Below are 24717 nucleotides of genomic sequence, written 5' to 3'. Positions count from 1 at the left end.
CGTTCAGCGGATGACGAAGACCTCCTCCGGCTCGCGACGGGCGGGCCTTCTTCTGAGCAGCAGCACCAGGCCGCCGGCCACCGCGAGCCCGCCCAGGGCGTAGGGCCAGGCCGGTGTCTTCGGCACGGCGGCCGGGGCCGCCTTCGGGATGGGGGTCACCCCCGGGACGGGCCGGAACGGCGTCCCCCACGGGTGACCCGGCGGTTTGACCGCGCCCCACGGGTCGGGCATGTCCGCCACCCGCATCGGGTCGTACTCCGGCGGCGACAGCGTCAGGCCGCCCGGCACGGTCAGCGTGCCGATCTCGTCGTGCCCGTAGTAGCCGAGCAGCGCCTCGACCTTCCACTCGCCGGCGGGCAGGATGATCGACGTGGCGTAGTGGGAGGGTTCGGCGAGGCGGGTGCCCGTGAAGTCGTACCGTTCGCCGTTCCGGCTGAAGCGGAGTGTGGTCTCGCCGAAGGCCTCGTCCGTGATGGGCTCGGTGCCCAGGGCCAGCGCCCAGTAGCCGATCGTGTAGGCGACGCCGGGCCTGATCTCGGGGATCGGGTCGAGTTCGGTGGACGCGAACCCTCCGGCGGCGGCCGGGACCGGGACGAGCAGCAGGGAGAGCACGCCCAGCAGGCAGGCGATTCTTCGGATCATGTCCCTGATACCCGGGTCCGGGCCGGAAGGTTCCGGTGTGGTTGTCAACCGGGGGGCGGTCTCGCGGCGTGTCCGGGAGCGGCAGACAACCGGACAAACGAAGGGAGCGCGGGTGGATGCGGATTTCGCGGACTTCGTCCGCCGCCGGGGTGACCACCACCTGAGGACCGCCGTGCTGCTCACCGGAGACTGGCACGCGGCCGAGGATCTCGTGCAGACCTCGCTCGGGAAGCTCCTGGCGGTGTGGGACCGGCTCGACACCACGGCGGGGCCGGACGCGTACCTGCGGAAGATCATGGTCAACACGCATCGGTCGTGGTGGCGGGCGCGGTGGCGGCGGGAGATCCCCCGGGCCGAGTTACCCGACACGGCGGGGCCGGGCGACCTGTCGGAGGGGCGGGTGGTGGCCGAGGAGGTGCGGGCGGCGTTGCGGCGGTTGCCGGCGCGGCAGCGGACCGCGCTGGTGCTGCGGTTCTTCGCCGACCTGTCCGAGGCGGAGGTGGCCGGGCTCATGGGGTGCTCCGTGGGCAGCGTCAAGGCGCACGTGCACAGAGGGCTGAAGGCGATGCGGAAGCTGGTCAACCGGACCGAGGACGAAGGGAGTGTGCTCCGGTGAACGATCGACACGAGGAGGCTCTGATGCCGGAGAACGAACTGCGCACCCTGCTGGCCGAGGCCAGCGCCGACCGCCCGCCGGGCGTGCGGATCCTACCCGTCGCCCCCCGTCCGCGCCGGATGTGGCTCCCGGTCGCCGCCGCCGCGGCGGCGGCCGCGACGGCGGTGGTCCTGGTGCTGCCGGGGACGACGCCGTCGGCCAACGCGCAGGTGATGGCGGCGGTCGACACGACGTCGTCGGAGAGCTACCGGATCGAGACGGTGTCCGGGGCGAAGACCTTCACCGGGGCCTTCGACCCCGAGCGGCGGGTGGGGGTCATCGTCAGGAACGACGGCGCCGAGACCCGGTTCGTCGGGGACACGGTGTACGGGAAGGACCCCGGCGACGCCAAGTGGTTCGCCGGGCCGCGCTTCGACGACGAGCTCCGGCAGGCGCCGGCCGTGGTCGGGCTGGTGAAGCTCATGCCGCTCGACCCGCCGGCGGCGCTGAGCCGGCTCCGGGCGGCGACCGAGGTGACCGAGCAGGGCCCGGCGTCCGGCGACGGGTGGACCGGCGCCCGGTTCGCCTTCACGCTGCCCGACGGCGTCTCCGGCCTGGTCGACATCGACGACCAGGACCGGATCAGGCGCCTGGAGGTGACCTTCGCCGCCGAGAACCACACCAACGTGATGGAGTTCGGCGACTTCGGCACGGCCGTGACGGTCGAGGCCCCGCCGCAGGACCAGATCACGACCGAGCCCGGCGACAAGCACGCCGGTGGGGTCCCCAAGCCCGTCGGCACCGCGTCGCCCGTGAAGCCGTGACGCTTCGACGACGCCGAGCGTCGTGAGAGCCGCCTCCCCCGTCACGGCGGGGGAGGCGGTGCGGCACGCCCCGGTGCCGCCGGTCAGCCGCGGGAGATCACGTACGTGTCCTCCCGGTCGCCGGCCGGCGGAACCGGCCGGGGCCGGCGCAGCCGCCCGGCGAGGAAGACCGCCACCGCGCCCACGGCCGCGCCGCCGGCGGCCCAGCCCCACGGCAGGCCGTCGTCGGCGCGGGCGGGCGGGGCCGGGGCGGCTGCGGCGGCCGGGGCGGGCGCCGCCGACTGCGAAGGGGCGGGAGCCGGGGCCGTGGCGGTGGTGCCCGCCGTCACGACGTGCTTGGCGTCCCACGGGAAGCCCGGCGGCTTCACCGGCCCCCAGTGGTCGGTGACCGTCCCGCCGGTCTGGCTGGGGAACGGCGGGGGCGCGACCTCCAGACCACCCGGCACGGTCAGCCGGCCGAGGTTGTACGGCGGGAAGATGCCCTGCACCCCTTCCAGCTTCCACGTGCCCTCGGGCACCTGGATCGTGGCGGCGAAGTGGGCGGGCTCGGGCAGCGGCGTCCCGGGGAAGTCGAGCACCTTCGACCCCTGGGTGAGCCGCAGGCCGGTCCGCATGTCGGACTCGGGGCCCTCGAAGGGGTGCGTCCCGTGCTGGAGCACCCAGTATCCGATCGTGTACGTCGCCCCGGGTTCGATCGACTGGGGGAACGTGTCGAGTTCCGTCACCGCCCACGCGCCGGCGTTCGCGGGAACGGCCGGGAGCAGGACCGCGGCGACGACCGCCAGGGCGGCCAGAATTCGTCGTGTCATACCCCTGCTACCGGCCCGCCCGGGAAAAGGTTCTCAGCGGTGCACGATCAGCCACGTCGCCACGGCGGTCACCCGGTCGGACCGGTTGCCGATCAGGTGGGGGCGGTCGCACGGGAAGGTCACCGAGTCGCCGGGGCCGAGGGTGACCGTCTCCGACTCGAACTCGACGGTCAGCTCCCCTGCCGTGACGGTGCCGACCTCGTAGCCGTCGTGCTTGAGGAACTGGCCGTGGGCGTTGGAGATCGACAGCGGCGGATAGGTCGACTCGAAGAACTCGACGTCGGGCGTGGGCGACGGCGACAGGCGGCGGAAGGTGATGCCGCCGCTGAGCAGGATGGGCGCCACCTCCCCGGCCCGCCGTACGGCGAAGGCCACCGGCGTCACGTCGGCGGGGTCGAACACGTCGGCGAGCGGCACGCCGATGGCGGTCACGTAGGCGATCAGGCGGGAGACCGACGGGCGCATGAGGCCGCGCTCGATCTGCGAGACGGCCGACGGGGAGATGTCGAGCGCCCTGGCGACGGCGCGCAGGGAGAGCCCGGACCGCCGGCGCAGCTCACGTAGCCGGGCCCCGAGCTGTTCGGTTCCGAGGGCCTCGGCGTCCATGGCTCCTTACCGATTGTCACAACGGGTTAACGACACCGAAACGGAGCGGGCGTTAAGTCATTGCTTAACACCAGCATACCCCCCGAGGAAGCCGCGATGACCGACGTCCGAACAGGCCTCATCAAACCCGGCTACGACCCCCGCCTCGCCAACGAGGACCTCGCTCCGCTGCAGAACCAGACCTGGTCGTCCTACAACATCTTCGCATTCTGGATGTCCGACGTGCACAGCGTCGGCGGATACGTCACCGCGGGCTCGCTGTTCGCGCTCGGGCTGGCGTCGTGGCAGGTGCTGCTGGCCCTGCTCGTCGGCATCGTCATCGTCCAGGTCTTCTGCAACCTGGTCGCCAAACCCAGCCAGGTCACCGGCGTGCCCTATCCGGTCATCAACCGGGCGATCTTCGGGGTGCTCGGCGCGAACATCCCGGCGATCGTGCGGGGCGCCATCGCGATCGCCTGGTACGGGGTGCAGACCTACCTCGCCTCGCAGTCGCTGCTGATCATCTTCCTCAAGTTCTGGCCGTCGACGGCCTCGCTCAACGAGACGACCTTCCTCGGGCTCTCGCCCCTGGGCTACATCTGCTACGCCATCCTCTGGGTCGCCCAGGCGGCGGTGTTCTGGAAGGGCATGGAGGCGATCCGCCGGTTCATCGACTGGGCCGGTCCCGCCGTGTACGTCGTCATGGTCGTCCTGGCGGTCTACCTGGTGAGCGAGGCCGGGTGGGAGAACATCTCGCTCGACCTGAGCGCGGGCGAGAGCCTCGGGTTCGCCGAGTCGATCCCGGTCATGCTCGGCGCGATCGCGCTGGTGGTGTCGTACTTCTCGGGGCCGATGCTGAACTTCGGCGACTTCTCCCGGTACGGCAGGTCGTTCGAGGCGGTCAAGCGGGGCAACCTGCTCGGGCTCCCGGTGAACTTCCTGTTCTTCTCGATCCTGACGGTCATCACCGCCTCGGCGACGGTGCCGGTGTTCGGGGAGCTGATCACCGACCCGATCCACACGGTCGAGCGGATCGACACGCCGTTCGCGATCCTGCTCGGCGGGCTGACCTTCGTGATCGCCACGATCGGCATCAACATCGTGGCCAACTTCATCTCCCCGGCGTTCGACTTCTCCAACGTGTCGCCGCAGAAGATCTCGTGGCGGATGGGCGGCATGATCGCCGCGGTCGGGTCGGTGCTGCTGACGCCCTGGAACTGGTACAGCAACCCCGACGCCATCCACTACACGCTCGGCGTGCTGGGCGCGCTGATCGGGCCGCTGTTCGGCATCCTGATCGCCGGCTACTACGTGATCAGCAGGCAGTTCGTCGACGTCGACGCCATGTTCACCATGTCGCCGACCGGCCGCTACTACTTCAGCGGCGGCTACAACCCCAACGCGATCTACGCGATGCTGGCCAGCGGGATCCCGGCGATCCTGTCGGTGGTCGTGCCGAAGCTGATCGGGTCGGGCCTGTGGATCGCCGACTACTCGTGGTTCATCGGGTGCGGGCTCGGCTTCGCCGCCTTCATCGTGTTCGAACGGCGCAACCCCCGGATCCTCGTGTGATCCACGTCAAGGTGATCAACCCCAACACCTCCCGGGACATGACCGAGACCATCGGCGCGTGCGCCCGGGAGGTGGCGGCCCACGTCACCGCGGTCAGCCCCGCCATGGGACCGGCCTCGATCGAGAGCCACTACGACGAGGCGCTGGCCGTGCCGGGCGTGCTGAGCGAACTGCACGGCGCCGACGCCTACGTGATCGCCTGCTTCGGCGATCCGGGCCTGGACGCCGCCCGCGAGGTCGCCGACGGCCCGGTGGTCGGCCTCGCCGAGGCGGCGATGCGCGTCGCCACCCTGGTCAGCCGGAGCTTCAGCGTGGTCACCACGCTGGGCCGGACCGTCCAGCGGGCCCGCGACCTGGCCGACCGCTACGGCTGCGCGGCGGCCTGCCGGGGCGTGCACGCGTGCGAGATCCCGGTGCTCGACCTCGACGACGAGGCGTGCGACCTCGTCGCGGAGGTCGCGGAGGCCGCTCTCCGGGAGGACCGTTCTGAGGCGATCGTGCTCGGGTGCGCCGGGATGGGGGCGTACACGAAGGAGATCGCCCGCAGGATCGACGCCCCGGTGATCGACGGGGTCCAGGCCGCGGTCACCCTGGCCGAGTCGCTGGTCCGGCTCGGGCTCACCACCAGCAGGAAGGGCGAGTACGCCGCTCCCCCGCCGAAGCCCTACGCGGGCCTGCTGGCCGAATTCGCGTTGCGGGCGGAACGCCCGATCTGAGAACTTCCCCGCATGACTCCGCTGCGGCAGATCCGGGCCCGCCACGACGAGCACACGATCACCGTCTACCAGGCCTACAACCCCGAGATCGGCGAGTACGCCGCCATCCACGGCCGGTTCGCGCCCGGCTACAACAGGAACCGGATGACCTGGGTGAAGCCGTCGTTCCTGTGGATGATGTACCGCTCCGGCTGGGCGACCAAGCCCGGCCAGGAGCGGGTGCTGGCCATCCGGATCACCCGGGAGGGCTTCGAGTGGGCGCTGGCCAATTCGGGGCTCAGCCACTTCGACTCCTCCGTGCACAGGGACCGGGCGGAGTGGACGGCCACCCGGCACCGGCCGGTCCGCGTCCAGTGGGACCCGGAGCGCTCGCCCGCCCTGCACGCGCTGCCGCACCGCTCCCTCCAGATGGGCCTGTCGCGCGAGGCGGTCGACCGGTATGTGGACGAGTGGATCGTCGGGATCGACGACGTGACCGACCTCGCCCACCGGCTGCACGCGCTCGACCCCGGCTCCCGCGCGGCCGAACTCCCGGTGGAGCGCCCCTACCCGCTCCCGGCGGACATCGCCGCGACCTGCGGGCTTTCCTCATGATCGAACATGTGTTTGATAGCCTGGCGAGTTATGAGCGTTGTGTTCCAGCCGTCGCTGCTCGACGCGACGGCCGACCACGAAGGGCCGGGGCCGCTCGGCGGCCACGTCCACCGCACCCTTCTGTCTGACGGCGCCTGGATCGACGTCCGCCCCGGCTGGATCTCCGGGGCCGACGCCCTCTTCACCCGCCTCGCCGACACCGTCCCCTGGCGCGCCGAACGCCGCCGCATGTACGACAACGTCGTCGACGTCCCCCGCCTCCTGGCCTTCTACGACGAGGGCGAGCCCCTGCCCGACCCGCTGCTCGACCAGGCCAAGGCGATGCTCGACGACCACTACCGCGAGGAGCTCGGCGAGCCGTTCCGCACCGCCGGCCTGTGCCTCTACCGCGACGGCCGCGACAGCGTCGCCTGGCACGGCGACCGCATCGGCCGCGGCTCGACCGAGGACACGATGGTCGCGATCGTCTCGGTCGGCACGCCCAGGGCGCTGCTGCTGCGGCCTCAGGGTGGCGGCACGACCATCCGCCACGACCTGGGCCACGGCGACCTGATCGTCATGGGCGGCAGCTGCCAGCGCACATGGGAACACGCCATCCCGAAGTCGGCGAAGGCGCTGGGCCCGCGGATCAGCATCCAGTTCCGGGTGAGAGGGGTCCGCTGACCTCTCGGGGGATATCGAAAAGGGGACATCGACAATGGACATGAAGCTCGAAGTCATCGTCCTGCCCGTCGCCGATGTGGACCGGGCGAAGAACTTCTACACCGCGCTGGGCTGGCGCGAAGACGCCGACCTCGCCACCGGAGACGATTTCCGCGTGGTCCAGTTCACCCCGCCCGGCTCCCCCTGCTCGATCATCTTCGGCACCGGCGTGACCTCGGCGCCCCCCGGCTCCGCCCGGGGCCTGCACCTCGTCGTCGACGACATCGAGGCCGCGCGGTCCGAACTGGCCGACCGGGGGGCGAACCCGAGCGAGGTGTTCCACGACGAGGGGGGCGTCTTCCACCACGGCGGCGGCAAGGCCCGGCTCCCCGGCCCGGCCCCCGACCGCGCCAGCTACGGCTCGTTCCTGTCCTTCGACGACCCCGACGGGAACGGCTGGTACCTGCAGGAGATCACCACCCGCCTGCCCGGCCGCTGAGCCAGACCGGCGAAACCATCACCGGCCTGACGGGCGGGGGATCCTGCCGCACTTGACGTGGGAGGACAACGCCGCATCTGACACGCGGGGGACACCGCCACACCTGACGCGCAGGGGACAACACCGCCCATGGCCCGCGGGCACACCGACGTTTCCGGAAGCAGTGGCCGCCGGATCATCGCCGTCGGCGCGCAGCGAAATGGGTCATGTCGTTATCGCCGGCCCGAATTCCCAAGGCGTGCTGAATGACGACATTCGTCTGGATGTATTCGCGCTACGATCGTCGCCCTGCCGTCAATAGTCGGGGAATGACGTGACAATTCGGATTGCGACGGTAATTGTCGGCATTTACGCCGTCGCCATGCTGGGTGCTCTCGCATGGGCGATAATCACCGGGGATTGGCACGTCTTCTTCCTCGCGACCCTCGGGGAGCGTTATGACCCCGCCGATCTGACGCTGGTCCTCCTGGTGCTGGTCGCGGCCGGGTTACGCGGCTGGCTGATCTGGACGGTGCTGGTCCGTCCTCCGTTCGAGGGTCCGCTGTGGATGCGGGTGCTGCGGGTCCTGCTCTACCTGAACGCCGCCCTGGTCGTGGTGGCCCTGGCCGTTCCGATCGCCGGATACGCCGCCCTCCTGCTGACCCTTCCGGTGGTCGTGATGACGCCCCTGGTGTTCCGCCAGGCGCCCTTGGCGGTCCGGGTGGTCGTCGCGGTCGCGGGAGTGGCCTCGCTCGTCGTGGCGGTCGTCCTGGACCTGCCCGGCGCGGCGGTCGGGTGGCCGATCGCGGTGGTGCTGCTCCAGGTCTTCTGCGGGTGGAGCCCGCTCACCCGGTGGCTCGGACTGGCCGCGCTCGTCCACGCCGGCGTGATGAGCATGCTGCCCAGTCAGTTCACGACGTTCGTCGATCTGAGCCGGTGGTTACTGCTGCTGAGCGCCTTCGCGGTGGTCCAGGCGTTGTGGCTGGCCCACACCGCCGCCGACCTGAGCCGCGACCACACGACAGCGCCGCTCGCGTTCCGGATGGGCGCGGTGGTGCTGGCCTCGGTGGTGGCGGGGACGGTGGTCGTGGCGGCGATGCGTGCGCCGGTGGAGACGCTGGTCGTCAACGAACTGACGAGCGGCGAAGAGGACCCACCGGACTTCGCGGCCGGGTGCGAGCCCTGGACCCTGCTCGGGCAGGAGTACGTCGCCACCCCGCCGAACGAGCGGGAGAAGGCCTACCTGTGCCTGGCCGGTCAGTACGACGAGCGGTCCGACGCCGAGCTGCTGGCGGACGGGCGGAACCTCTGCGCCGCGGAAACGCTCTACGGCGGCACCATGGAGAGGCTGGTCTACCTCTGCCCCGAGAGGGTCGCGGAGGTCGAACCCGGCCTGCTGCTCGGCCGTGCCGTGGTGGACGCGATGCACGCGGCCTGCGCCGACCCCTGGCCGCGCGTCCGGTCGCGCGGGGACTTCCCCACCATGCCCTACCTGCTGGAGAAGCCCGGCGAGGGCTACCGGGTCGTCACCCAACGCCTCCACGACGGCCCGCCCGGCCTGCTCGACGACGTACCCGTCACCGTCGGAGCGGGGGTGCAGGGGGTGTGCCTGACGTACAAGACGCTGAAGCAGGCGCCGCCCCTGCGGGCGGACGAGTGGCGGAGCGTCGTCGAGGTCCCGCTGCTCTCCCACGGCTCCGTGGCGCTGCGCGGGCTCGACGCGAACTTCATGGACGAGATCGGCGAGGGCCGCCAGCACATGCGGGTCTACACCCGCGACCTGACCGTCGAGGGCCTGCGGGCCGAGCAGCACCTGATCGTCACCTTCCCCGGCCGCTCCGCGAGAGTGGTCGTGCACAAGTGATCCGGGTCTGGATCGTCGCCCCCGGCGACCTCCGGCATCTCGCCCCCGTCACGGGGTCGGGCCATATGCCGATGTCCGCGCTCCTCTGGCCGCAGACGCTCGTGCGGGGCGCGCTCAACGCCTGGCCGCTGTGGGAGCGGCCGGGTGGGCGGTGCTCCCCTGACGGCCGCTCCCGTGACGGCGGGGTCCGGTGGTCGCGGCGGCCGGTCCATGTCTGCGTGGCCATGGACCTGGGCGTCCTGACTCTGATCTGGTGGCTGCGCACCGCCCGCGAGGCCGATCGCCGCCCGGTGGAGGAGGTCGTGCCCGCGTGAGGCGGCTCCTCGGGTTCCTCGTGTACGGCCTGATGGTGGCGGCGACGCTGTACACCCTCGCCCTCAAGGTCACGACCTGGAGATCCCTGTGGCCGGAGCTCCCGGTTCACTGGATCGCCGGGGTCATGCTGGTCCTGCTGCTCGCTTCGCGCGCCCACGTGGCGTGGGTGCTGCTGCGCGCCCGCTGGCCACGAGACGTGCGGCAACGCTGCTTCCGTGTGGCCGTCTGGCTGGGGTTCGCGAACTTCGTCGAGCTGGACGACCTGCTGCCGCTGCCACGCGCGGTCGAACTCACCGTCGAGGTCGTGCTCGAACTGGCGGTGCCGGTCATGCTGCCGGTCCTGCTGACCTCGGCACCGCTGGTCGCCCGGGTGTTCCTCGGCCTGGTCGGAGTGGTCGTCTACCCCGCCGAGACACCCATCTCGTGGTTCTGGGTGGCGCTGGTGCTGCTGGCCCAGACCATGGACGGGCGGTGGCGCCGTTCGGTGCTCTGGCTCGGCTGGGCCTACAGCGCGGTGCTGGTCATCGGCGGGGTCTTCGCGCACTCGTGGTTCATCGTGGCGATACCGCTCGAAGTCCTGCTGGTCACGCAGATGTGGTGGCTCGTGCGGACGTCCGTCGAGGCCGATCGCCAGAGCGGCGATCGGCCTCTTGGGGTCAGGCAACCGGTTCGACCGGAGCGGCCACCGCAGAGCGGGGAGCCGTCAGGACCGGGCGTTCGACCAGCGTGACGTCGACCTTCAGGCCCGGCGCGAGGCGGACCGCCTCATGGCCCGGGACATCGGCCAGCACTTCCCCGCCGCCGTCGAGCTGGACGCGCAGCCGGGCGATCGAGCCCCGGAACGACGACGCGAGGATGAACCCGCGCCCGTCGCCCGACGGGGTGACCCGCACAGCCTCAGGCCGGACCAGGACGTCCACCTCCTCGCCGGGGGCGGTGCCGTCGAGCGGGAGGGTCTGGCCGAAGACCTCGACGGTCTCCCCCGACACGCGGCCCGGCAGGTGGTTCATCGTGCCGACGAACTCGGCGACGAACGGGGTCGCCGGGCGGTCGTACACCTCGGCCGGTGGGGCCACCTGCTCCAGCCTGCCCGACTTCAGCACCGCGACCCGGTCGGCGACCGACAGGGCCTCCTCCTGGTCGTGGGTGACGAAGATCGTCGTGATGCCGAGTTCGAGCTGGAGGCGGCGGATCTCCTCGCGGAGGTTCACCCGCACCTTGGCGTCGAGCGCCGACAGCGGCTCGTCGAGCAGCAGCACCTTCGGCTGGAGGGCCAACGCTCGGGCCAGCGCCACCCGCTGCTGCTGGCCGCCCGACAGCTGGTGGGGGTAGCGCTCGCCGAAGCCGCCGAGGCCGACGAGCTCCAGGAGTTCGGCGGCGCGGTTGTGGCGTTCGCCGGCGGGCCGCCGCCGGACCCGCAGCCCGAACGCCACGTTGTCGCGCACGTTCAGGTTGGGGAACAACGAGTAGCTCTGGAACACCATCCCGGCGTCGCGCCGGTTGGCGGGCACGCGGGTGACGTCGGCGCCGTCGATGAACACGGCGCCGGTGTCGGGGCGTTCGAACCCGGCCACGCAGCGCAGCGCGGTCGTCTTCCCGCAACCCGACGGGCCGAGGAAGGCGATCAGCTCGCCCTGCTCGATGGTCAGGCTGAGGCCGTCGAGGGCGACCGTGCCGCCGAACGAGCGGCGCAGCTCACGGAGTTCAACGGTCATTTCGACTTCCTTCCCGCCCCCGAGAGGGTGAGCAACAGCAACCAGATCAGGCCGAGGCTGAGCACCGACAGCGCCACCGAGAGCTGGCCGTCGTTGCCGGAGACGGTGACGATCCACACCGGGAAGGTGCGGTAGCCCATCAGGGCCGCGATCGTGTACTCGCCCATGACGAGCGCCAGGCTGAGGAACGAGGCGCCGGCCACCGCCGAGCGCAGGTTCGGCAGGATCACCCGGAACAGCACGTACGGCCACGAGGCGCCCAGGTTCCGGGCCGCCTCCACGAGGGTGCGCACGTCGACGGCCCGCAGGCCGGTGTCCAGCGAACGGTAGGCGAACGGCAGCGCGAGCATGACGTACGCCAGCACCAGGACGACGGGGAAGTTCTCGTCCTGGATGGAGATGAGGGTCTGCCACAACGGCGTGGCCGCCAGGGCGTCGGTGCCGCCGCGCAGCGCGTTGGCGATGCCGACCACGTAGGTGATCGGGGGCACGATCAGCGGCAGCGTCGTGATGGTCTCCAGCACCGGGCGCAGGCCGGGGGCCCCCAGACGTACCGCCAGCAGGGCCGGCAGCGCCAGGAGCAGGACCAGCACGATCACGGCGGCGCCCAGCAGCAGCGACTTGAGCAGGCTCTCGCCGAAGCCGGGGGCCGAGACGATCCGGCCGTAGGCGCCGAGGGAGAAGCCGCGCGACTCGTTGTAGACGGTGAACCAGACCGCGATGGCGAGCGGCACCAGGAAGTAGACCGCCGCCACGCCCAGCGTCAGCCGCCGCCACGTCACGCCAGCCATCGTGAGCTCCTCTTCTGCAGCGGCAGGTAGACGGCCATGACCAGCAGCGCGATCACGATCATGTCGAGGGACAGCGCGAGGGCGATGTTCTCGTACCCGATCAGCACGTTGCCCGTGAGGGCGTCGGCGATCTGCAGCGTCACCAGCGGCACCGACGCGCCGACCATCGCGGCGGCGGTCGCGTAGGCGGCGAACGCGCCGCCGAACAGCAGCACGGCCCCGCCGAGCAGCGCGGGCCCGAGCACCGGGATGCCGACGTGCCGCCAGAACTGCCAGGTGGACGCGCCGTTGTTGAGCGCGGCCTCCCGCCACTGCGGCTTGAGGCCGTCGAGCGCGGGGGCGATGACGAGCACCATCAGCGGCACGGAGAAGTAGAGGTACACCAGGGCCAGGCCCCAGAAGTTGTAGAGCACGCCCGAGCCGAGGCCGAGGGCGGCGGTGACCACGCCGGAGTTGCCCAGCGTGGCGATCCAGATGAAGGCCAGCGGCACGCCGCCGAAGTTGGCCAGCACCCCCGACGCGGTCAGCACCGCCTCCCGCAGCAGCCCCGACCGGGAGGTCAGCACCGCCTGCGCGAGGAACGCCCCGAGGACCGCGCCCAGGATCGCGACGACGGCCGACAACGTGACGCTGTTCCACAACGCCCCGAGGTAGGGCTCCCGCATCGTCGCCGACAGGTTCTCGCACCCGAACCCGCCGCCCTTGACCGAGAACGCGCCGACGACCAGGACGACCGTCGGGATGCCGAACGCGATCAGGGTGACGACCAGCAGGGGCGCCGCCGCCAGCCACCCGGCGCCGCCACCGCGGCGCCGGGAACCCGTGAGACCGGCCATCAGCCCGCGACCGCGGCGCCCCAGCCGGAGGCGACGGCTTCGTTCGCCTTCGTGACCTGGTCGGGCGTCGGGAAGGTCGGCTCGCCGTCGACCGGCGGGAGGGCGGCGGAGGCGGCCTGGTCGACCGAGCCGTCGGCGATCATCGCGGGCAGCAGGACCGGGCGGGCGAAGCCCTTCAGGTAGAGGTTCTGGCCCTCGGTGCTGTAGAGGAACTCCTGCCACAGGCGCGCGGCCGCCGGGTGGGGGGCGTCCTTGTTGATGGCCTGGGCGTAGAGCGAGATGTACTTGCCGTCGGTGGGGATGACGGTCTTCCAGTCGAGGCCCTTCTCGGCCATGATCGGCGCGTAGGCGGCGTTGTTGTAGTCCCAGTCGATGGAGATCTGGGTCTCGCCCTTCTCGATGGTCGCCGGCGTCGTCTCGACCGGGTTGAAGTTGCCGGCGTCCTTGAGCTTCTTGAAGAAGTCGATGCCGGGCTGGATGTCGTCGAAGGAGCCGCCGTTGGCCAGCGCGGCGGCGTACACGCCGGCGAAGGCCGAACCGGCCTTGGTCGGGTTGCCGTTCATCGCGACCTTGCCCTTGTACTCGGGCTTGAGCAGGTCGGCGAAGGTCTGCGGGCAGGCCGCGATCTTCTTGGCGTCGCAGCCGATGGAGACGTAGCCGCCGTAGTCGTTGAACCAGAGGCCGGTCGGCTCCTTCTGGCCCTCGGGGATCTTGTCCCAGTTCGCGACCTTGTACGGCGCGAACAGGCCCTCGGCGGCGCCGCTGATCGCGAACGACTGGCCGATGTCCAGGACGTCGGGGGCGCGGTCCTGGCCCTTGCGCGTCTTCACCGCGTTGATCTCGTCGGCGGAGGAGGCGTCGGGGGTCTCCTCCTCGATCTCGATGCCGGGGTACTTGGCCTTGAACGCGGCCAGGATCTCGCCGTAGTTGGCCCAGTCCGGGGGCAGCGCGATGACGTGCAGCCTGCCCTCGGCCTTGGCGGCCTCGTACAGCTTGTCGATCCCGCCGAAGTCGGCGGCGGAGGTGGCGGTGCGGGCGTCGACCGCGGCGGCGCCGCCCGGGGCGGCGGCGGAGGAGGTGGAGGTTGCCTCGGTGCCGGGCGCGGACCCGCAGGCCGCGACGGCGATCAGCAGACCGGCGGTGAGGCCGGTGAGACGGACTCGGGAAGAGACCACGGTGAACTCCCACTGGAGCGATGTGCACAGAACTTGTCCAAACAAGCTAGGGACACCACATCGCCCGCCACCGTCCTGACGGTGAACAGTCGGAGACCATTCGTCAAATGGCTAAACCCCTACTTTTCCGGACGATTCGTCGACCGTACGGTTGAGCCGGACCTGTACACACACAGCGGGGAGCGCCTGTGCATCCGCGTTACGCGCGCATCGCCGACGAGCTCCGGGCGGCCATCCTCGGCGGCGAGCTCCCGGTCGGCGCGCCCCTGCCCTCGGAGACCGTGCTGGCCGCCCGGCACAAGGTCGCGCGGGGCACGATCCGCCAGGCCGTCGCCGTGCTGACCGCCGAAGGACTGGTGGGCTCCCGCCAGGGTGCCAGACGGATCGTGCTGGGGCGCGAACGCAGCCAGAACTTCGCGGTGCTGCACAGTTTCGCGGAGTGGGCACGGGCCGCCGGGCACGAGGTGACGGGCCAGGTCATCGGCCAGCGCCGCCGGACGGCCGGGGCCGCCGAGGCGGCCCGGCTCGGGCTGGCCGCCGGCGATCCGGTGCTGCAGGTGCTGCGGCTGCGCCGCCTCGACGGCGTCGCGGTGCTGCTGGAACGGACCGTGTACGCCGGCTGGCTCGCCCCGTCGGTCGAGCGGTTACCGGCCGACTGCGACTCGGTCACGCGGGCCCTCTACGAGTCGCAGGGCCTGGTGTTCGCGTACGGAGAGCATCTGATCGACGCCGTCGCGGCCGGGACCGAGGACGCCCGCCTGCTCGGAGTGCGGCGGGGCGGGCCGCTGCTGCGGCAGCGGCGGGTGACCACGACGCGGGAAGGGCGCCCGGCGGAGTGGTCGGACGACCGCTACCGGGCCGGCAGCGTGACGTTCGCGATCCGCAACGCGGCGGGCGCCCTGGCGGTGCACCCGCGGGACTAGCCGTAGTAGCCGCTCTCGATGCGCTGCTTGAACACCGACTGGATGCCCTGGTGGGCCATGACGCCCTGCGACACCGTGTAGTCGATCAGCAGGACGCTGGCCTCGAACCTCAGGTTCTCGGTCACCCGGGTCCCGGCCGCGCCGAGGTCCTCGAAGGTGATCGTCTGGTGGGTGATGACGTTGGGCAGCGTCCACGAGTCGACCTCGTAGAAGTAGCCGGCCGCATTGATGCGCTGCTGCGCGTGGGTGTTGATCGGCGTCGCGGGCAGCCCCGGCTGGAGCGGCGTGTTCTCGATCGCGGTCTGGTTGATGGTCCGGACCCCGTCGGCGGTGGTGTCGGAGTGGACGACCACCCGCTGGAGCAGCGGGTTGGCGCCGATGTGGTTCTCGAAGTTCGAGTAGATCGCGAAGACCTGGTCGCGCGGCGCGGCGATGTCGACCGAGATGCTCTGCGACCGGGCGGCCCGGCCGAGGGCGGGGTTGGGGTGGTTCAGGGCTTCGACCAGGGTGTACGTGGTGCGGGCCAGCTCCCACTGAAGGGCGATCAGCGGGTCGGAGTCGGCCCTGGCGGGCGAGCTCATGACGGACAGGACCATCGTGAGGGCGAGCAGTGGAGCGCTTAACAGCCGGAACGGCTTCTTTCTCATGGGCACATCACACCCCAGAAGCCGTTGGAACGCTCCTGGCAACAACTGCCAGGATTCTCAGGGGAGCAACCGGTACCCCACTCCGCGCACCGTTTCCACGACATTCGGCTCGCCGAGTTTGGCGCGCAGATGCGCGATGTGGACGTCGAGAGTCCGCGCCGCCGACCGGCTCAGGTCCTTCCAGTTCTCCAGCAATAAGGTCTGCTTGGTGACGACCTCTCCGGGCGTCTGCACGAGCCGCCGGAGTAACGCGAACTCCTTCGGCGTGAGCGGCACATTCCGGCCGTCGCGCCAGACCAGATAACGCCGCGCGTCGATCTGGATGTCACCCGCCTGGAGCACGTCGGTCTTGCCGCCCCTGGTGCGCCGCAGGACCGCCTCCATGCGGGCCTCCAGTTCGTCCATGCAGAGGGGTTTGACCAGGTAGTCGTCGGCGCCGGCGCGCAACCCGCGGACCCGTTCGGCCCGGTCGTCGCGGGCCGACAACACGATGATCGGCACGTCGCTGACCCGCCGGATCTCCCGGCAGGCCGCGCTCCCCTCGTCGCCCCGCACGCCGAGAAAGACGACGTCATATCCGAGAGTCGCCGTCCGGTCGGAACCGACCGTGACCGAATAACCGGATTTCCCCAGCGCGGCCTCGATCTCGGCCGCGGTCTGACTATCTTCGTCCACGACGAATACCCGCATGTCTCCCCGTGTTTAAAGCTGTGGCCCCCGCCCCGTCCGGGCAATACTGGTGGGTATCCGTTGACCTGTCAATAATTGCCGAAGAACCAATTAGGGACTCGTCAAATGAATGGCCGCCTCAGCCGTGTACGGCAGGAAGGTGAACGACTCCTGGAGATAGAGCGTCACCGTGGAGTCGGTGTGGCTCAGATATCCGATGGAGACGTCCTGCCCGAGGTGCAGGTCGAAGTCGCCGCCCCGGGTGGTGAGCACGACCGCCCCGCTGATCGCGGGGGCCCAGATGATGTCGCCCGACACGAGCCGCTGGATGTGCTCCAGCACGGGGTAGCCGTGGTCGGCCGTCTCGGCGACCCCGGTGTAGGCGTCGGCCGACAGCAGCACCGAGTAGGGGCCGTCGACCCCGGCCATGCGCAGGATGCCGAGCGCCTGCGCGATGGCGTCGGGGTAGCCCCGCACGTCGGCCGGGAGCACCAGCGGCGCATGGGCGCTGAGCGGGATGACGCCCGAGATGTGGCCGGGGGCGTACCCCTCGAAGACGGCCCGGTCCTCGGCGATGGCCAGCGCGGCGGCGGCGTCCTTGACCGGCTGCCAGTCGGAGTCGTTGGAGCCGCGCTCGACGTCGTCGACCGCCTCCCGGTCGAGCTCGAACGGCCGGCGCAGCTCGACCAGCCGCGCCACCTCCCGCTGCCAGGCCTGCACGCCGTGCGCCGGCGGCTGGATCGGGGTCGTGTGCCCGGTCGACACGGCCGACAGTTCGGTCCCCCCGGGGCCGTGGACGTCGACCACCCGGCGTCCGGCGATGTGCCGTTTGAAGGTGCGGGCGGCCTCCTCCTCGATCTGCGCCCAGGCGGCGCCGGAGATCGGGGCCAGCTCCCGATGGAGGTTGTTCATGACTGCGGCACTCCCTTGAGGTCTCCGATGATCAACCGGCCCGACCGCACCGGCTCGGGCGGGTCTTCCAGGAAGGCACCTGAGGGAACGAAGTAGAGGGAACCGGTCAGCGCAGTGGAGAAGTCGAGGATCCGGTCGTAGTTGCCGGGCGGGTCCCCGATGAACATGTTGGTCAGCATGTGCTCCAGCAGCGCGGAGCTGCGCGCGTAGCCGATGAAGTAGGTGCCGAACTCGCCCTGCGAGGCGTTGCCGAACGGCATGTTGTCGCGCAGGATCTTCAGCTCCCTGCCGTCCTCCTCGATGACCGTGAGCGCGTTGTGCGCGTTCGGCGGCTTGTCGTCGTCGTCGAGCTCGACGTTGGAGAGCTTGTGGCGGCCGATGACCTTCTCCTGGTCCTCGGTGGCGAGCCCGTTCCAGGTGGCCAGGTCGTGGACGTACTTCTGGACCAGGACGTAGGAGCCGCCGGCGTAGTCGGGGTCCTCGTCGCCGATGAGCACCGACTCCGACGCCAGGTCGCCGGTGGGGTTCTCGGTGCCGTCGACGAAGCCGAGCAGGTCACGGGCGTCGAAGTAGCGGAAGCCGTGCACCTCGTCGGCGCTCGCGACCGCGTCCCGGATCCGGCTCATGATCAGCATGGCCAGCTCGAAGCAGAGGTCGTGGCGGTTGGCCCGGATGTGGATCAGCAGGTCGCCCGGCGTCGAGGGCGCGTAGTGGGCACCCCGGATCTCCTGGAACGGGTGCAGCCCCCGCGGCTTCGGCAGCCCCGGGTAGAGCCGGTCCCAGAACTGGGACCCGAACCCCAGCACGCACGACAACCCCGGGTCGAGCGACCGGAACCCGACCGTGCGCAGCAGCCCCGCGAGGTCTTCGCCCAGGTCCCTGACCGCCTGGTGACCCGTCGGCTTGATCGTGGCCACGATGAAGACGGCCGCCGGGCTGAGCGAGCCCAGGACCGCCTGCACGCCGCTCCTATGGTCCTCCACTCCGTAAGGCGTCGCCCGGGACACGGCAGGCGAACCTCCTGATCCGGTACGGGTTCGTCTATGCCCGGTAGTGGGAGACGACGGCCGGCTGGCCGGTGTAGTTGGGCCCGGCCGTGTCGTCGGCGCCGAGGTATTCGTAGGGCAACTCGACCACGGCGGGGCCGGTCCGCGAGATGCGTCTGTTCCTGGGGTCGTAGCCGAACCCCTGGCTCCGCAGGGCGGCCAGCAGCTTCCGGCGCGATCCGGCCTCGACGGAGGCGACGTCGAAGTTGGCCACGAACCTGCCGTGCTCGGTGAGCCATCCGGCGATGTCGGCGAGGACCTTGAGTTTGTCGCCGAGGTAGTGGAGGCCGTGGACGACGGTGACCAAGTCGAATTCCCTTCCCGGCTGCCAGCCCGGAATCGACGCGACGACCAGTTCCAGGCCCTTTCCCGGCGGCACGGCGAAATGGTCGACCAGATCGACCCCGATCACGTCCGCGCCGAGCAGCGCGCCCTCGGCCAGCGCATGACCCTCACCGCAGCACAGGTCCAGCCACGTCTTCCCGCTGAGGGTCGCGGCGAGGTCCAGTCCCAGCTCACGCGAGTAGCCGCGCAGGCGGCGGCCCCGGTTCATGGCGTTGTTGGCGACGACCGAGGAGGCGTCCAACTCGGCCGGACCGAGCAGCCTCATGCGGCCCGGGCCGACGATGTGCATACGTCTTATTTTGTCGCCAGTTTCTGGAATCGGCGGGCATTTCTGACCGCCGCGCCGGTGGCGTCGTTGTTGAAGTAGACGTAGGCGTCGCCGGGCAGTCGTTCGAGCCAGGTCTTCATCGCGCGGTCGCCGTATTCGGGCGGGTTCTTCCTCGACGTTCCTTCGTGGAAGCGCAGGTAGGCCCAGGTCGTCGTCCGCCACAGCGGGCCCTGGATCCTGCCCAGCCGATCGGCCCAGACGAGGGCGGCGGACCGGTTTTCGAGGGTCCGCCGCAGGTCGTCGTTCCACCACGATTCGTGGCGGGGTTCGACGGCCAGTTCGACGCCTTTGGGGAAACATTTCAGGCAGTCGTCGAGGGCGTCTCTTTCGTAAGGGAGATTGGGCGGAAGCTGGATGAGAATCGGGCCGAGTTTGTCGCCCAGCCCCTCGGCCACCCTCATCAGCCGCGAGACCGGCTCCTTCGGGTCTCTGAGGCGTCTGACGTGGGTCAGATAGCGGCTCGCCTTGACCGCCATGACGAAATGGCCGGGCGTGCGGTCGTGCCATTCCTCGAAGGTCTCCCGCCGGGGCAGCCGGTAGAAGGCGCCGTTGTTCTCGACGGTGGCGAACTCCTCGCCGTAGTGTTCCAGCCAGCGTTTCTGCGGCAGGCCGGGCGGATAGAGCACCCCGCGCCAATCGGCGTACTGCCAGCCGGACGTCCCCACCAACATTCCCTCAGCCTAGGCTTCGGCGGGTGAACACCAGGGAGATCGCCCGCCGCTTCGCCCGGACCTGGCAGACCGGCTGGGCCACCCACGACGTCGACCTGCTTCTTTCTCTGTACGCCCCCGGCATCGTCCACCACTCGATGCCCTTCCGCGAGCCGCACCGCGGCCTCGACGCGCTCAGGGAGTATCTGACGTGGTCGTTCTCCGAGGAGGACGTGCTCGACGTGCGGTTCGGCGAGCCGCTGGTCGACGGCGACACGGCGGCGATCGAGTTCCGGGTGCGCGCGAGGGAGGGAGACCTGGCGGGCTGCGTGTTCGTGACGTTCGACGCGGCGGGATTTGCCGTCGCGACCCGCGACTATTGGCACATGTCAGATAATCCCGAACATGTCGAGAATTCGATGTGACCGCTGCGACCTCATCGTGGGAGAAGGTTGTTCGTGCGGCGGAATTCCGGTCCGGACCTCACCTCCGCCCGAAATTCTGATTTCCCCCATCGGATTCGCCCATCTGCCGGGCGCGTGCGTGCACTTCCCCCCGCCTGAGGTGTTCGCGCGGGAGTGGGGCCGGGTGTCCTCCCCCGCGCTCGGCGTGTGGCAGCGGATCAGCTCCGACCAGCCGTTGCGGGCGAACACCGGAAATCTGGAGCGGTCCGCGGTCACCCGCTGCTCCGACTGCGCCCGCGCGCATTCCGGATACGTCTAGAACACCATGAAGCGAATCCTGCCGCTCCTCCTGCTGGCCGCCTCCTGCCCCGCCCCCGCCTCCACGTATGCCTGCAACGGAGAACCCGTCCCCCTGGCCGCTCTCACCGGTCCACCGGCGACACGCCTGGGAGCCGACGGGCAGGCGGCGCTCAAGGGCACCGAAGTCCGCGCCCCCGCCGATCTGGAGGACTGGCACATCGTCGAGGAGAGCTCCGATCGGGTGGCCCTGATCCGCGAGATCGAGAAGCCCGTCCCCGCGGACTTGGGCGACAGCACCCACCAGTACCTGCTGATCGAACGGTTCGGCGCGAACGACGGCTGGCACCTGCGCCGGTCCACCCGCTGCTCCCTGCACCGGGTCTTCCCCGGCCTCGACGACGCCGACCTCACCTTCGGCTCGTCGTCGGGCACCCACTTGAACCTGCTGGTCACCGAACGGGGGTGCGCGAGCGGCCAGCCGGCGGCGGGCCGAGTTGAACTAGTCGAACTGGAGGAGACCGACCAGGAGGTGCGGGTCGCCGTGGCGGTCCGGCCGAAACACGGAGGGGCGACCTGCCAGGGCAACCCGCCCACGCCCTTCACCGTCGAACTCTCCCGGACGTTGGGTGACAGGTCCGTCGTGAACGTCGGGGTCCATCCCGCGCGGCGGCTGTAGCATCGGCCGGTGAATCTCCCCGCGTGGTATGCCGCGCTCCCGGTCGCCGTCTCCGCCGCCGGTGTGCTCTTCACCGACGAAGACGGCCGGGTGCTGCTGGTGCGGACGACGTACAAGAACGACTGGGACATCCCCGGCGGGGTGATCGAGGTCGGCAGCGGCGAGACCCCCGCGGCGGCGGCCCGCCGCGAACTGAGAGAGGAACTGGGCCTCGACCGCCCCGTGGGCGAGCTGCTCAGCATCGACGTCCGCCCGGCCCGCCCCGACCGCCGCGCGCTGCTGCACTTCATCTTCGACGGCGGCGTCCTGACCGCCGCCGAGGTGGCGGAGATCCGCTTCACCGACGGCGAGATCGCCGAAGTCCGGTTCATCGCACTCGACGAGATCGCCGGCCTCACCGAGGCCGCGCTGGCCCGCCGCATCCGCTCCACGCTCCGCCACCCGGGTCCGGGCCTGCTCTTCCTGTCGGACGGCGAGCCGACCAGGGATGATCGTGCCCATGGACCACATGACCGCCCTGATCGACCAGAACGCCCGCTTCGCTGACCTCGTCGGCGACGCCGACCCGGCGACCGAGGTGCCGACCTGCCCCGGTTGGACCCTGAAGCAACTCTTCCGCCACGTCGGCCGGGGCGACCGCTGGTCGGCCCAGATCATCAGCGACCACGTCGGCGAATACCTCGACCCCCGCGAGGTCCGCGACGGCAAGCCCCCGGCCGACACCGAAGGCGCGCTGGCGTGGTTCCGCGAAGGCCCCCGCATCCTGCGGGACGCCGTCGACGCGATCGGCGCCGACACCTACGTGTGGACGTTCTTGGGCCCCCGTCCGGCCGAGTGGTGGGTGCGCCGCCGCCTCCACGAGGCGACCGTCCACCGCGCCGACGCGGCCCTGGCCCTGGGGCGGCCCTACGACCTGTCGGCCGACGTCGCCGCCGACGGCATCGAGGAGTGGATCGACACCGTCGCCTCCTCCCGCCCGACCCTCGACCCCGGGGTGACCGTCCACCTGCACACGACCGACGTCCCCGGCGAGTGGATGCTGCGCGGCGAGGAGGACCGGGTGGTCTGGGAGGTCGGGCACGGGAAGGGCGACCTGGCGGTGAGGGGGCCTGCGGCCGACCTGTTCCTGGCACTGGTGAACCGGCGGGAGGGGGATCTGGAGATCTTCGGGGACGCGGGGATCTGGACGTCGTGGCGGGAACGCACCCGCTTCTGAAAGACCACGACATGAGACCGACCGACTTCCTCACCAGCCACGGCGGCGCCTTCTCGCCTCGCCGCCCTCTTGGACAAGTGGGACGCCCTCGAGGAGGTCCGGTCGGCCGGCCCGCTGTCCGCCCGTATATCAGCCTCGGACACGGAATAGGCCGTCCGCACCTGGATGTCCACCACGACTCATTCATCCGCGCCTTCGCTGATTTACCACGCTGACCATCCACCTCCGAGGTCAGCCGGCCTCTGTCGGCCGAGCACCCGTCCGCAGTACGCGTCACCGTGAAGCCCTCCGGGCTCGGTGGAGGCTCTGATCGGTGACTGAATGGCGCCCAGGTCGGCGGAGACGTAGCCGCTCGCGATGGGTGTCGGGCGTCTCATGCTCATCAACCCAAGCCACGGCATCCGGGGCTTTCAGTCTCTCCCGCCCCCACATACCCAAAGCGGTCTAGTCATGAAATGTCGGTTATAGCCCTTACGCTGAGTCCCCTCACACGAGAAGGGATCTCCTGCGTGGCAATCTGGTGGGTGAATCAGCGGCACACGTTCGATCAGGAGCTCGCAGCCGGCATCCTGTGGGCGCCCAAAGCAGATAAAAACGGAAACCGCAAGTCGCACTGGACGACCATGACGGAGGTGCGTGTCAACGACACGGTGCTTCACTACGCCTCCCAGAGAGTGGTCGCGCTGAGCCTGGTGACTGCCGAAGCGGTCGATGCCCGCCGCCCGAATGACCTGCAAAGCGATTGGGAGGACGACGGTCGCCTTATATGCGTGGCCTACCGTCAGGCCACCCGCGCCGTGCACCGAGATGAGATCCCGAAGGCTTGGCGCACCGAGCACTCTTCACCAGGCGGCCCATTCAAGAAGGACGGTGGCGTCAACCAGGGCTATCTCTTCCGCGTGGATGACGAATTCGGTGACCGCTTCCTGGAAAGGTTCGGTGATCGGTTCGAGCCAGTAGTTCTTCCTGCCGAAGCGCACGACGACGCGACCAACCTGCTGCGGCGACTCCTGGGTCGGGACATCTCAACTATCAAAGGCCGACACAACCGCGTGCTCGAAGTACAGCCGCCCTATGCTCGCGTCGCGACGGATAGGTCACCCGACGGCCAGCTGGTTTCGATCGCCGAGGTTGACTTCGCGCTCAGATTGCTTCGAAAGAACGGCCGAGTGTCGATCGACCCGGACAAGATCGGCCACCGCAGCTCCTTCATCGGAGCGGCTCTAATGACGTTGCCCAGTGCAGAAGTTATCGAAGGAAGGCCACCGTCGGTTGCGATCCGACCTCCAGGAAAAACTGGGCCGGCCGAAGGCTGCGATCAGTCTCTGTACTTCGACGGTGACCTGAACCGACCGACCACAGCGACTCAACGTCGAGAGCAAGCAAGTCTTCGCCAATCGCTGCTCGGATCAGCCGCTGAAGCCGAGTGCTCCATCTGCGGGGAAACCTACCCCGTCCGTTTTCTCATCACTGCGCACATCAAACTCCGCAGCCTCTGCAGCGATGATGAACGCCTGGATAAGCATGTAGCGATGCTCGCCTGCCAGTTCGGCTGTGACGCCCTCTACGAGACCGGCTACATCTCAGTTGGCAGCGACGGCAAGATCGTGACTGTAGTGCCACCGACCGATGGAGCCCTCGCTAATCAACTTACCCGTCTTGCTGGACGTTCGTGCGGATCATTTACCGATGGTAGTCGGAGCTACTTTGAGTGGCATTTCGCCAACCGCTTCCTCGGATGAGATACCTATCGCTACTTAGGGGCCAGATACGGTTACTCAACGATGCTCTATACCGAGTCGCCGTAACGAAGATACGGACGCGAATGGCCCTGGCAGCAGAACAAGCGCTGATCATGGGCAGGTACTCGAAAACTGATCGGTGGTCGCATGGACCTGGGTATGGCTATCGTCGGCATGGGCGGACAGGCCATAACCTCATTTCCAGCTTGTTCGTGGCATTGAGCTCCTGGCCGTTGCGGGTAAGACGGCCCCTCGATGGCCCGGCCGAGGAGAAGGCACGAAAACAGGCCCACAGTCATCTTCGATCACGGCTTCTCTTGGGCGCCCATGCCGCTTAGCTTCGCGGCGTGGGCAGCCACTGCTTCGAACACATCGCCCTGTATACCAATCAGTGCGGCCAGGTCCATAGCCTGCGGGTCACCTAAGTTCCGCCACCACCGATATCCGGGTACCGTGGCCCGCAACGCCTGGACTTTGTGTTGGACAATTTCAAGACAGAACGGCCAGGCCTGCAAGGGCAGTCGACCCGGGCATCTCCTGACTGGCCCGCACTCCAGTCCACATGGAAGCCGAACGGTCCACGCCCTGGTTACTGAACACCGAGCCGAACCCCAGCCGTTACACCTCAGCCTGAGCTGAGTCAAGGGAGACAATCTCTGCCTGGCCTCAACCTACAAATGGGCCATAGGACAGCACAGGACGAGTT

Annotated in this window: 30 protein-coding genes; 17 read left to right on the top strand and 13 right to left on the bottom strand. The window is 69.7% G+C overall.

What is annotated here, in order from left to right; all coding sequences use genetic code 11:
* Nucleotides 1-3 precede the first annotated feature (3 nt).
* Nucleotides 4-642 carry a hypothetical protein gene (locus QSK34_RS28725; RefSeq protein WP_285588496.1) on the bottom strand — a complete coding sequence of 213 codons (639 nt, stop codon included), beginning with the start codon at nucleotides 640-642 and terminating at the stop codon, nucleotides 4-6.
* A gap of 112 nt (nucleotides 643-754) precedes the next feature.
* Between QSK34_RS28725 and QSK34_RS28720 the strand changes: the two genes are divergently transcribed.
* Together QSK34_RS28720 and QSK34_RS28715 are read left to right on the top strand one after the other, a co-directional pair.
* Nucleotides 755-1258: a SigE family RNA polymerase sigma factor gene (locus tag QSK34_RS28720; RefSeq protein ID WP_161482040.1), complete on the top strand. Its 504-nt coding sequence runs from the start codon at nucleotides 755-757 to the stop codon at nucleotides 1256-1258.
* A gap of 23 nt (nucleotides 1259-1281) precedes the next feature.
* On the top strand, nucleotides 1282-2061 hold the full coding sequence (locus tag QSK34_RS28715) for a hypothetical protein (RefSeq protein ID WP_285588494.1): 780 nt from the start codon (nucleotides 1282-1284) through the stop codon (nucleotides 2059-2061).
* A gap of 83 nt (nucleotides 2062-2144) precedes the next feature.
* On the opposite strand, the gene QSK34_RS28710 is transcribed toward QSK34_RS28715, so the two are convergent.
* A complete protein-coding gene (locus QSK34_RS28710; RefSeq protein WP_285588492.1) occupies nucleotides 2145-2870 on the bottom strand; it encodes a hypothetical protein in 726 nt (241 codons plus the stop codon).
* 33 nt (nucleotides 2871-2903) lie between these two features.
* A complete protein-coding gene (locus QSK34_RS28705) occupies nucleotides 2904-3476 on the bottom strand; it encodes a helix-turn-helix domain-containing protein (protein ID WP_161482037.1) in 573 nt (190 codons plus the stop codon).
* A gap of 96 nt (nucleotides 3477-3572) precedes the next feature.
* Here QSK34_RS28705 and QSK34_RS28700 point away from each other — a divergent pair, with 96 nt between their 5' ends.
* From QSK34_RS28700 to QSK34_RS28665, 8 genes are all read left to right on the top strand, one after another.
* Nucleotides 3573-5027 carry an NCS1 family nucleobase:cation symporter-1 gene (locus QSK34_RS28700; RefSeq protein ID WP_285588490.1) on the top strand — a complete coding sequence of 485 codons (1455 nt, stop codon included), beginning with the start codon at nucleotides 3573-3575 and terminating at the stop codon, nucleotides 5025-5027.
* Nucleotides 5024-5743, top strand: coding sequence for an aspartate/glutamate racemase family protein (locus QSK34_RS28695; RefSeq protein ID WP_285588488.1), 720 nt, complete (start codon nucleotides 5024-5026; stop codon nucleotides 5741-5743). The genes QSK34_RS28700 and QSK34_RS28695 overlap by 4 nt, the downstream gene beginning before the upstream one ends.
* A gap of 12 nt (nucleotides 5744-5755) precedes the next feature.
* On the top strand, nucleotides 5756-6337 hold the full coding sequence (locus QSK34_RS28690; RefSeq protein ID WP_285588486.1) for a DUF4291 domain-containing protein: 582 nt from the start codon (nucleotides 5756-5758) through the stop codon (nucleotides 6335-6337).
* A gap of 30 nt (nucleotides 6338-6367) precedes the next feature.
* The gene (locus tag QSK34_RS28685) at nucleotides 6368-7000 is read left to right on the top strand and encodes an alpha-ketoglutarate-dependent dioxygenase AlkB (RefSeq protein WP_161482034.1); all 633 of its coding nucleotides are present in this window, start codon (nucleotides 6368-6370) and stop codon (nucleotides 6998-7000) included.
* Nucleotides 7001-7040: 40 nt separating this feature from the next.
* The gene (locus QSK34_RS28680) at nucleotides 7041-7478 is read left to right on the top strand and encodes a VOC family protein (RefSeq protein ID WP_285588484.1); all 438 of its coding nucleotides are present in this window, start codon (nucleotides 7041-7043) and stop codon (nucleotides 7476-7478) included.
* 361 nt (nucleotides 7479-7839) lie between these two features.
* The gene (locus QSK34_RS28675) at nucleotides 7840-9321 is read left to right on the top strand and encodes a hypothetical protein (protein ID WP_285588481.1); all 1482 of its coding nucleotides are present in this window, start codon (nucleotides 7840-7842) and stop codon (nucleotides 9319-9321) included.
* A complete protein-coding gene (locus QSK34_RS28670; protein ID WP_285588479.1) occupies nucleotides 9318-9635 on the top strand; it encodes a hypothetical protein in 318 nt (105 codons plus the stop codon). Before QSK34_RS28675 ends, QSK34_RS28670 begins: the two co-directional genes overlap by 4 nt.
* Complete coding sequence (locus QSK34_RS28665) at nucleotides 9632-10366, top strand: hypothetical protein (RefSeq protein WP_285588477.1); 735 nt, start codon at nucleotides 9632-9634, stop codon at nucleotides 10364-10366. Before QSK34_RS28670 ends, QSK34_RS28665 begins: the two co-directional genes overlap by 4 nt.
* Here the strand turns inward: QSK34_RS28665 and QSK34_RS28660 are convergent.
* The 4 genes from QSK34_RS28660 to QSK34_RS28645 are packed head-to-tail and all read right to left on the bottom strand — an operon-like array spanning nucleotide 10293 to nucleotide 14153.
* Nucleotides 10293-11351 (bottom strand): ABC transporter ATP-binding protein, encoded by a 1059-nt coding sequence (locus tag QSK34_RS28660; RefSeq protein WP_285588475.1) that lies wholly within the window; start codon nucleotides 11349-11351, stop codon nucleotides 10293-10295. The two genes, QSK34_RS28665 and QSK34_RS28660, sit on opposite strands and share 74 nt — an antisense overlap.
* The gene (locus tag QSK34_RS28655) at nucleotides 11348-12142 is read right to left on the bottom strand and encodes an ABC transporter permease (RefSeq protein ID WP_285588473.1); all 795 of its coding nucleotides are present in this window, start codon (nucleotides 12140-12142) and stop codon (nucleotides 11348-11350) included. The genes QSK34_RS28660 and QSK34_RS28655 overlap by 4 nt, the downstream gene beginning before the upstream one ends.
* Complete coding sequence (locus tag QSK34_RS28650; RefSeq protein ID WP_285588470.1) at nucleotides 12130-12978, bottom strand: ABC transporter permease; 849 nt, start codon at nucleotides 12976-12978, stop codon at nucleotides 12130-12132. The genes QSK34_RS28655 and QSK34_RS28650 overlap by 13 nt, the downstream gene beginning before the upstream one ends.
* On the bottom strand, nucleotides 12978-14153 hold the full coding sequence (locus QSK34_RS28645; protein WP_285588469.1) for an ABC transporter substrate-binding protein: 1176 nt from the start codon (nucleotides 14151-14153) through the stop codon (nucleotides 12978-12980). The genes QSK34_RS28650 and QSK34_RS28645 overlap by 1 nt, the downstream gene beginning before the upstream one ends.
* 188 nt (nucleotides 14154-14341) lie before the next feature.
* On the opposite strand from QSK34_RS28645, the gene QSK34_RS28640 reads away from it, so the two are divergent.
* Entirely contained in the window at nucleotides 14342-15076 is a 735-nt protein-coding gene (locus QSK34_RS28640) for a GntR family transcriptional regulator (protein ID WP_161482027.1), read from the top strand.
* Here the strand turns inward: QSK34_RS28640 and QSK34_RS28635 are convergent.
* From QSK34_RS28635 to QSK34_RS28610, 6 genes are all read right to left on the bottom strand, one after another.
* Nucleotides 15073-15723: an SRPBCC family protein gene (locus tag QSK34_RS28635; protein WP_285588466.1), complete on the bottom strand. Its 651-nt coding sequence runs from the start codon at nucleotides 15721-15723 to the stop codon at nucleotides 15073-15075. The two genes, QSK34_RS28640 and QSK34_RS28635, sit on opposite strands and share 4 nt — an antisense overlap.
* A 57-nt stretch (nucleotides 15724-15780) precedes the next feature.
* A complete protein-coding gene (locus QSK34_RS28630; protein ID WP_161482025.1) occupies nucleotides 15781-16413 on the bottom strand; it encodes a response regulator transcription factor in 633 nt (210 codons plus the stop codon).
* A 90-nt stretch (nucleotides 16414-16503) separates the two neighbouring features.
* Nucleotides 16504-17304 (bottom strand): family 1 encapsulin nanocompartment shell protein, encoded by an 801-nt coding sequence (locus QSK34_RS28625; protein WP_161482024.1) that lies wholly within the window; start codon nucleotides 17302-17304, stop codon nucleotides 16504-16506.
* Nucleotides 17301-18266, bottom strand: coding sequence for a Dyp-type peroxidase (locus QSK34_RS28620; RefSeq protein WP_285588462.1), 966 nt, complete (start codon nucleotides 18264-18266; stop codon nucleotides 17301-17303). Before QSK34_RS28620 ends, QSK34_RS28625 begins: the two co-directional genes overlap by 4 nt.
* Nucleotides 18267-18345: 79 nt before the next feature.
* Nucleotides 18346-18984: a class I SAM-dependent methyltransferase gene (locus QSK34_RS28615; protein WP_285588460.1), complete on the bottom strand. Its 639-nt coding sequence runs from the start codon at nucleotides 18982-18984 to the stop codon at nucleotides 18346-18348.
* A 5-nt stretch (nucleotides 18985-18989) separates the two neighbouring features.
* Entirely contained in the window at nucleotides 18990-19694 is a 705-nt protein-coding gene (locus QSK34_RS28610) for a DUF72 domain-containing protein (protein ID WP_285588458.1), read from the bottom strand.
* Between the two features lie 23 nt (nucleotides 19695-19717).
* Between QSK34_RS28610 and QSK34_RS28605 the strand changes: the two genes are divergently transcribed.
* The 6 genes from QSK34_RS28605 to QSK34_RS28580 all read left to right on the top strand — a co-directional run bounded on the left by QSK34_RS28605 (nucleotide 19718) and on the right by QSK34_RS28580 (nucleotide 24011).
* The gene (locus tag QSK34_RS28605; RefSeq protein WP_285588456.1) at nucleotides 19718-20098 is read left to right on the top strand and encodes a nuclear transport factor 2 family protein; all 381 of its coding nucleotides are present in this window, start codon (nucleotides 19718-19720) and stop codon (nucleotides 20096-20098) included.
* A gap of 118 nt (nucleotides 20099-20216) precedes the next feature.
* Nucleotides 20217-20396, top strand: coding sequence for a hypothetical protein (locus QSK34_RS28600; protein WP_285588454.1), 180 nt, complete (start codon nucleotides 20217-20219; stop codon nucleotides 20394-20396).
* A gap of 6 nt (nucleotides 20397-20402) precedes the next feature.
* Nucleotides 20403-21053 (top strand): hypothetical protein, encoded by a 651-nt coding sequence (locus QSK34_RS28595; RefSeq protein ID WP_285588452.1) that lies wholly within the window; start codon nucleotides 20403-20405, stop codon nucleotides 21051-21053.
* Nucleotides 21054-21062: 9 nt separating this feature from the next.
* Entirely contained in the window at nucleotides 21063-21599 is a 537-nt protein-coding gene (locus tag QSK34_RS28590) for an NUDIX domain-containing protein (RefSeq protein ID WP_285588450.1), read from the top strand.
* The gene (locus QSK34_RS28585) at nucleotides 21553-22269 is read left to right on the top strand and encodes a maleylpyruvate isomerase family mycothiol-dependent enzyme (protein WP_285588448.1); all 717 of its coding nucleotides are present in this window, start codon (nucleotides 21553-21555) and stop codon (nucleotides 22267-22269) included. The genes QSK34_RS28590 and QSK34_RS28585 overlap by 47 nt, the downstream gene beginning before the upstream one ends.
* Before the next feature lie 509 nt (nucleotides 22270-22778).
* The gene (locus QSK34_RS28580; RefSeq protein WP_285588446.1) at nucleotides 22779-24011 is read left to right on the top strand and encodes a hypothetical protein; all 1233 of its coding nucleotides are present in this window, start codon (nucleotides 22779-22781) and stop codon (nucleotides 24009-24011) included.
* Nucleotides 24012-24717: the final 706 nt, after the last annotated feature.

The organism is Herbidospora sp. NBRC 101105 (genome assembly GCF_030269205.1).
Lineage (GTDB): Bacteria > Actinomycetota > Actinomycetes > Streptosporangiales > Streptosporangiaceae > Herbidospora > Herbidospora solisilvae.
Note: the sequence above shows the minus strand (reverse complement) of the source record. Positions and strands in the feature narration are given on the sequence as shown.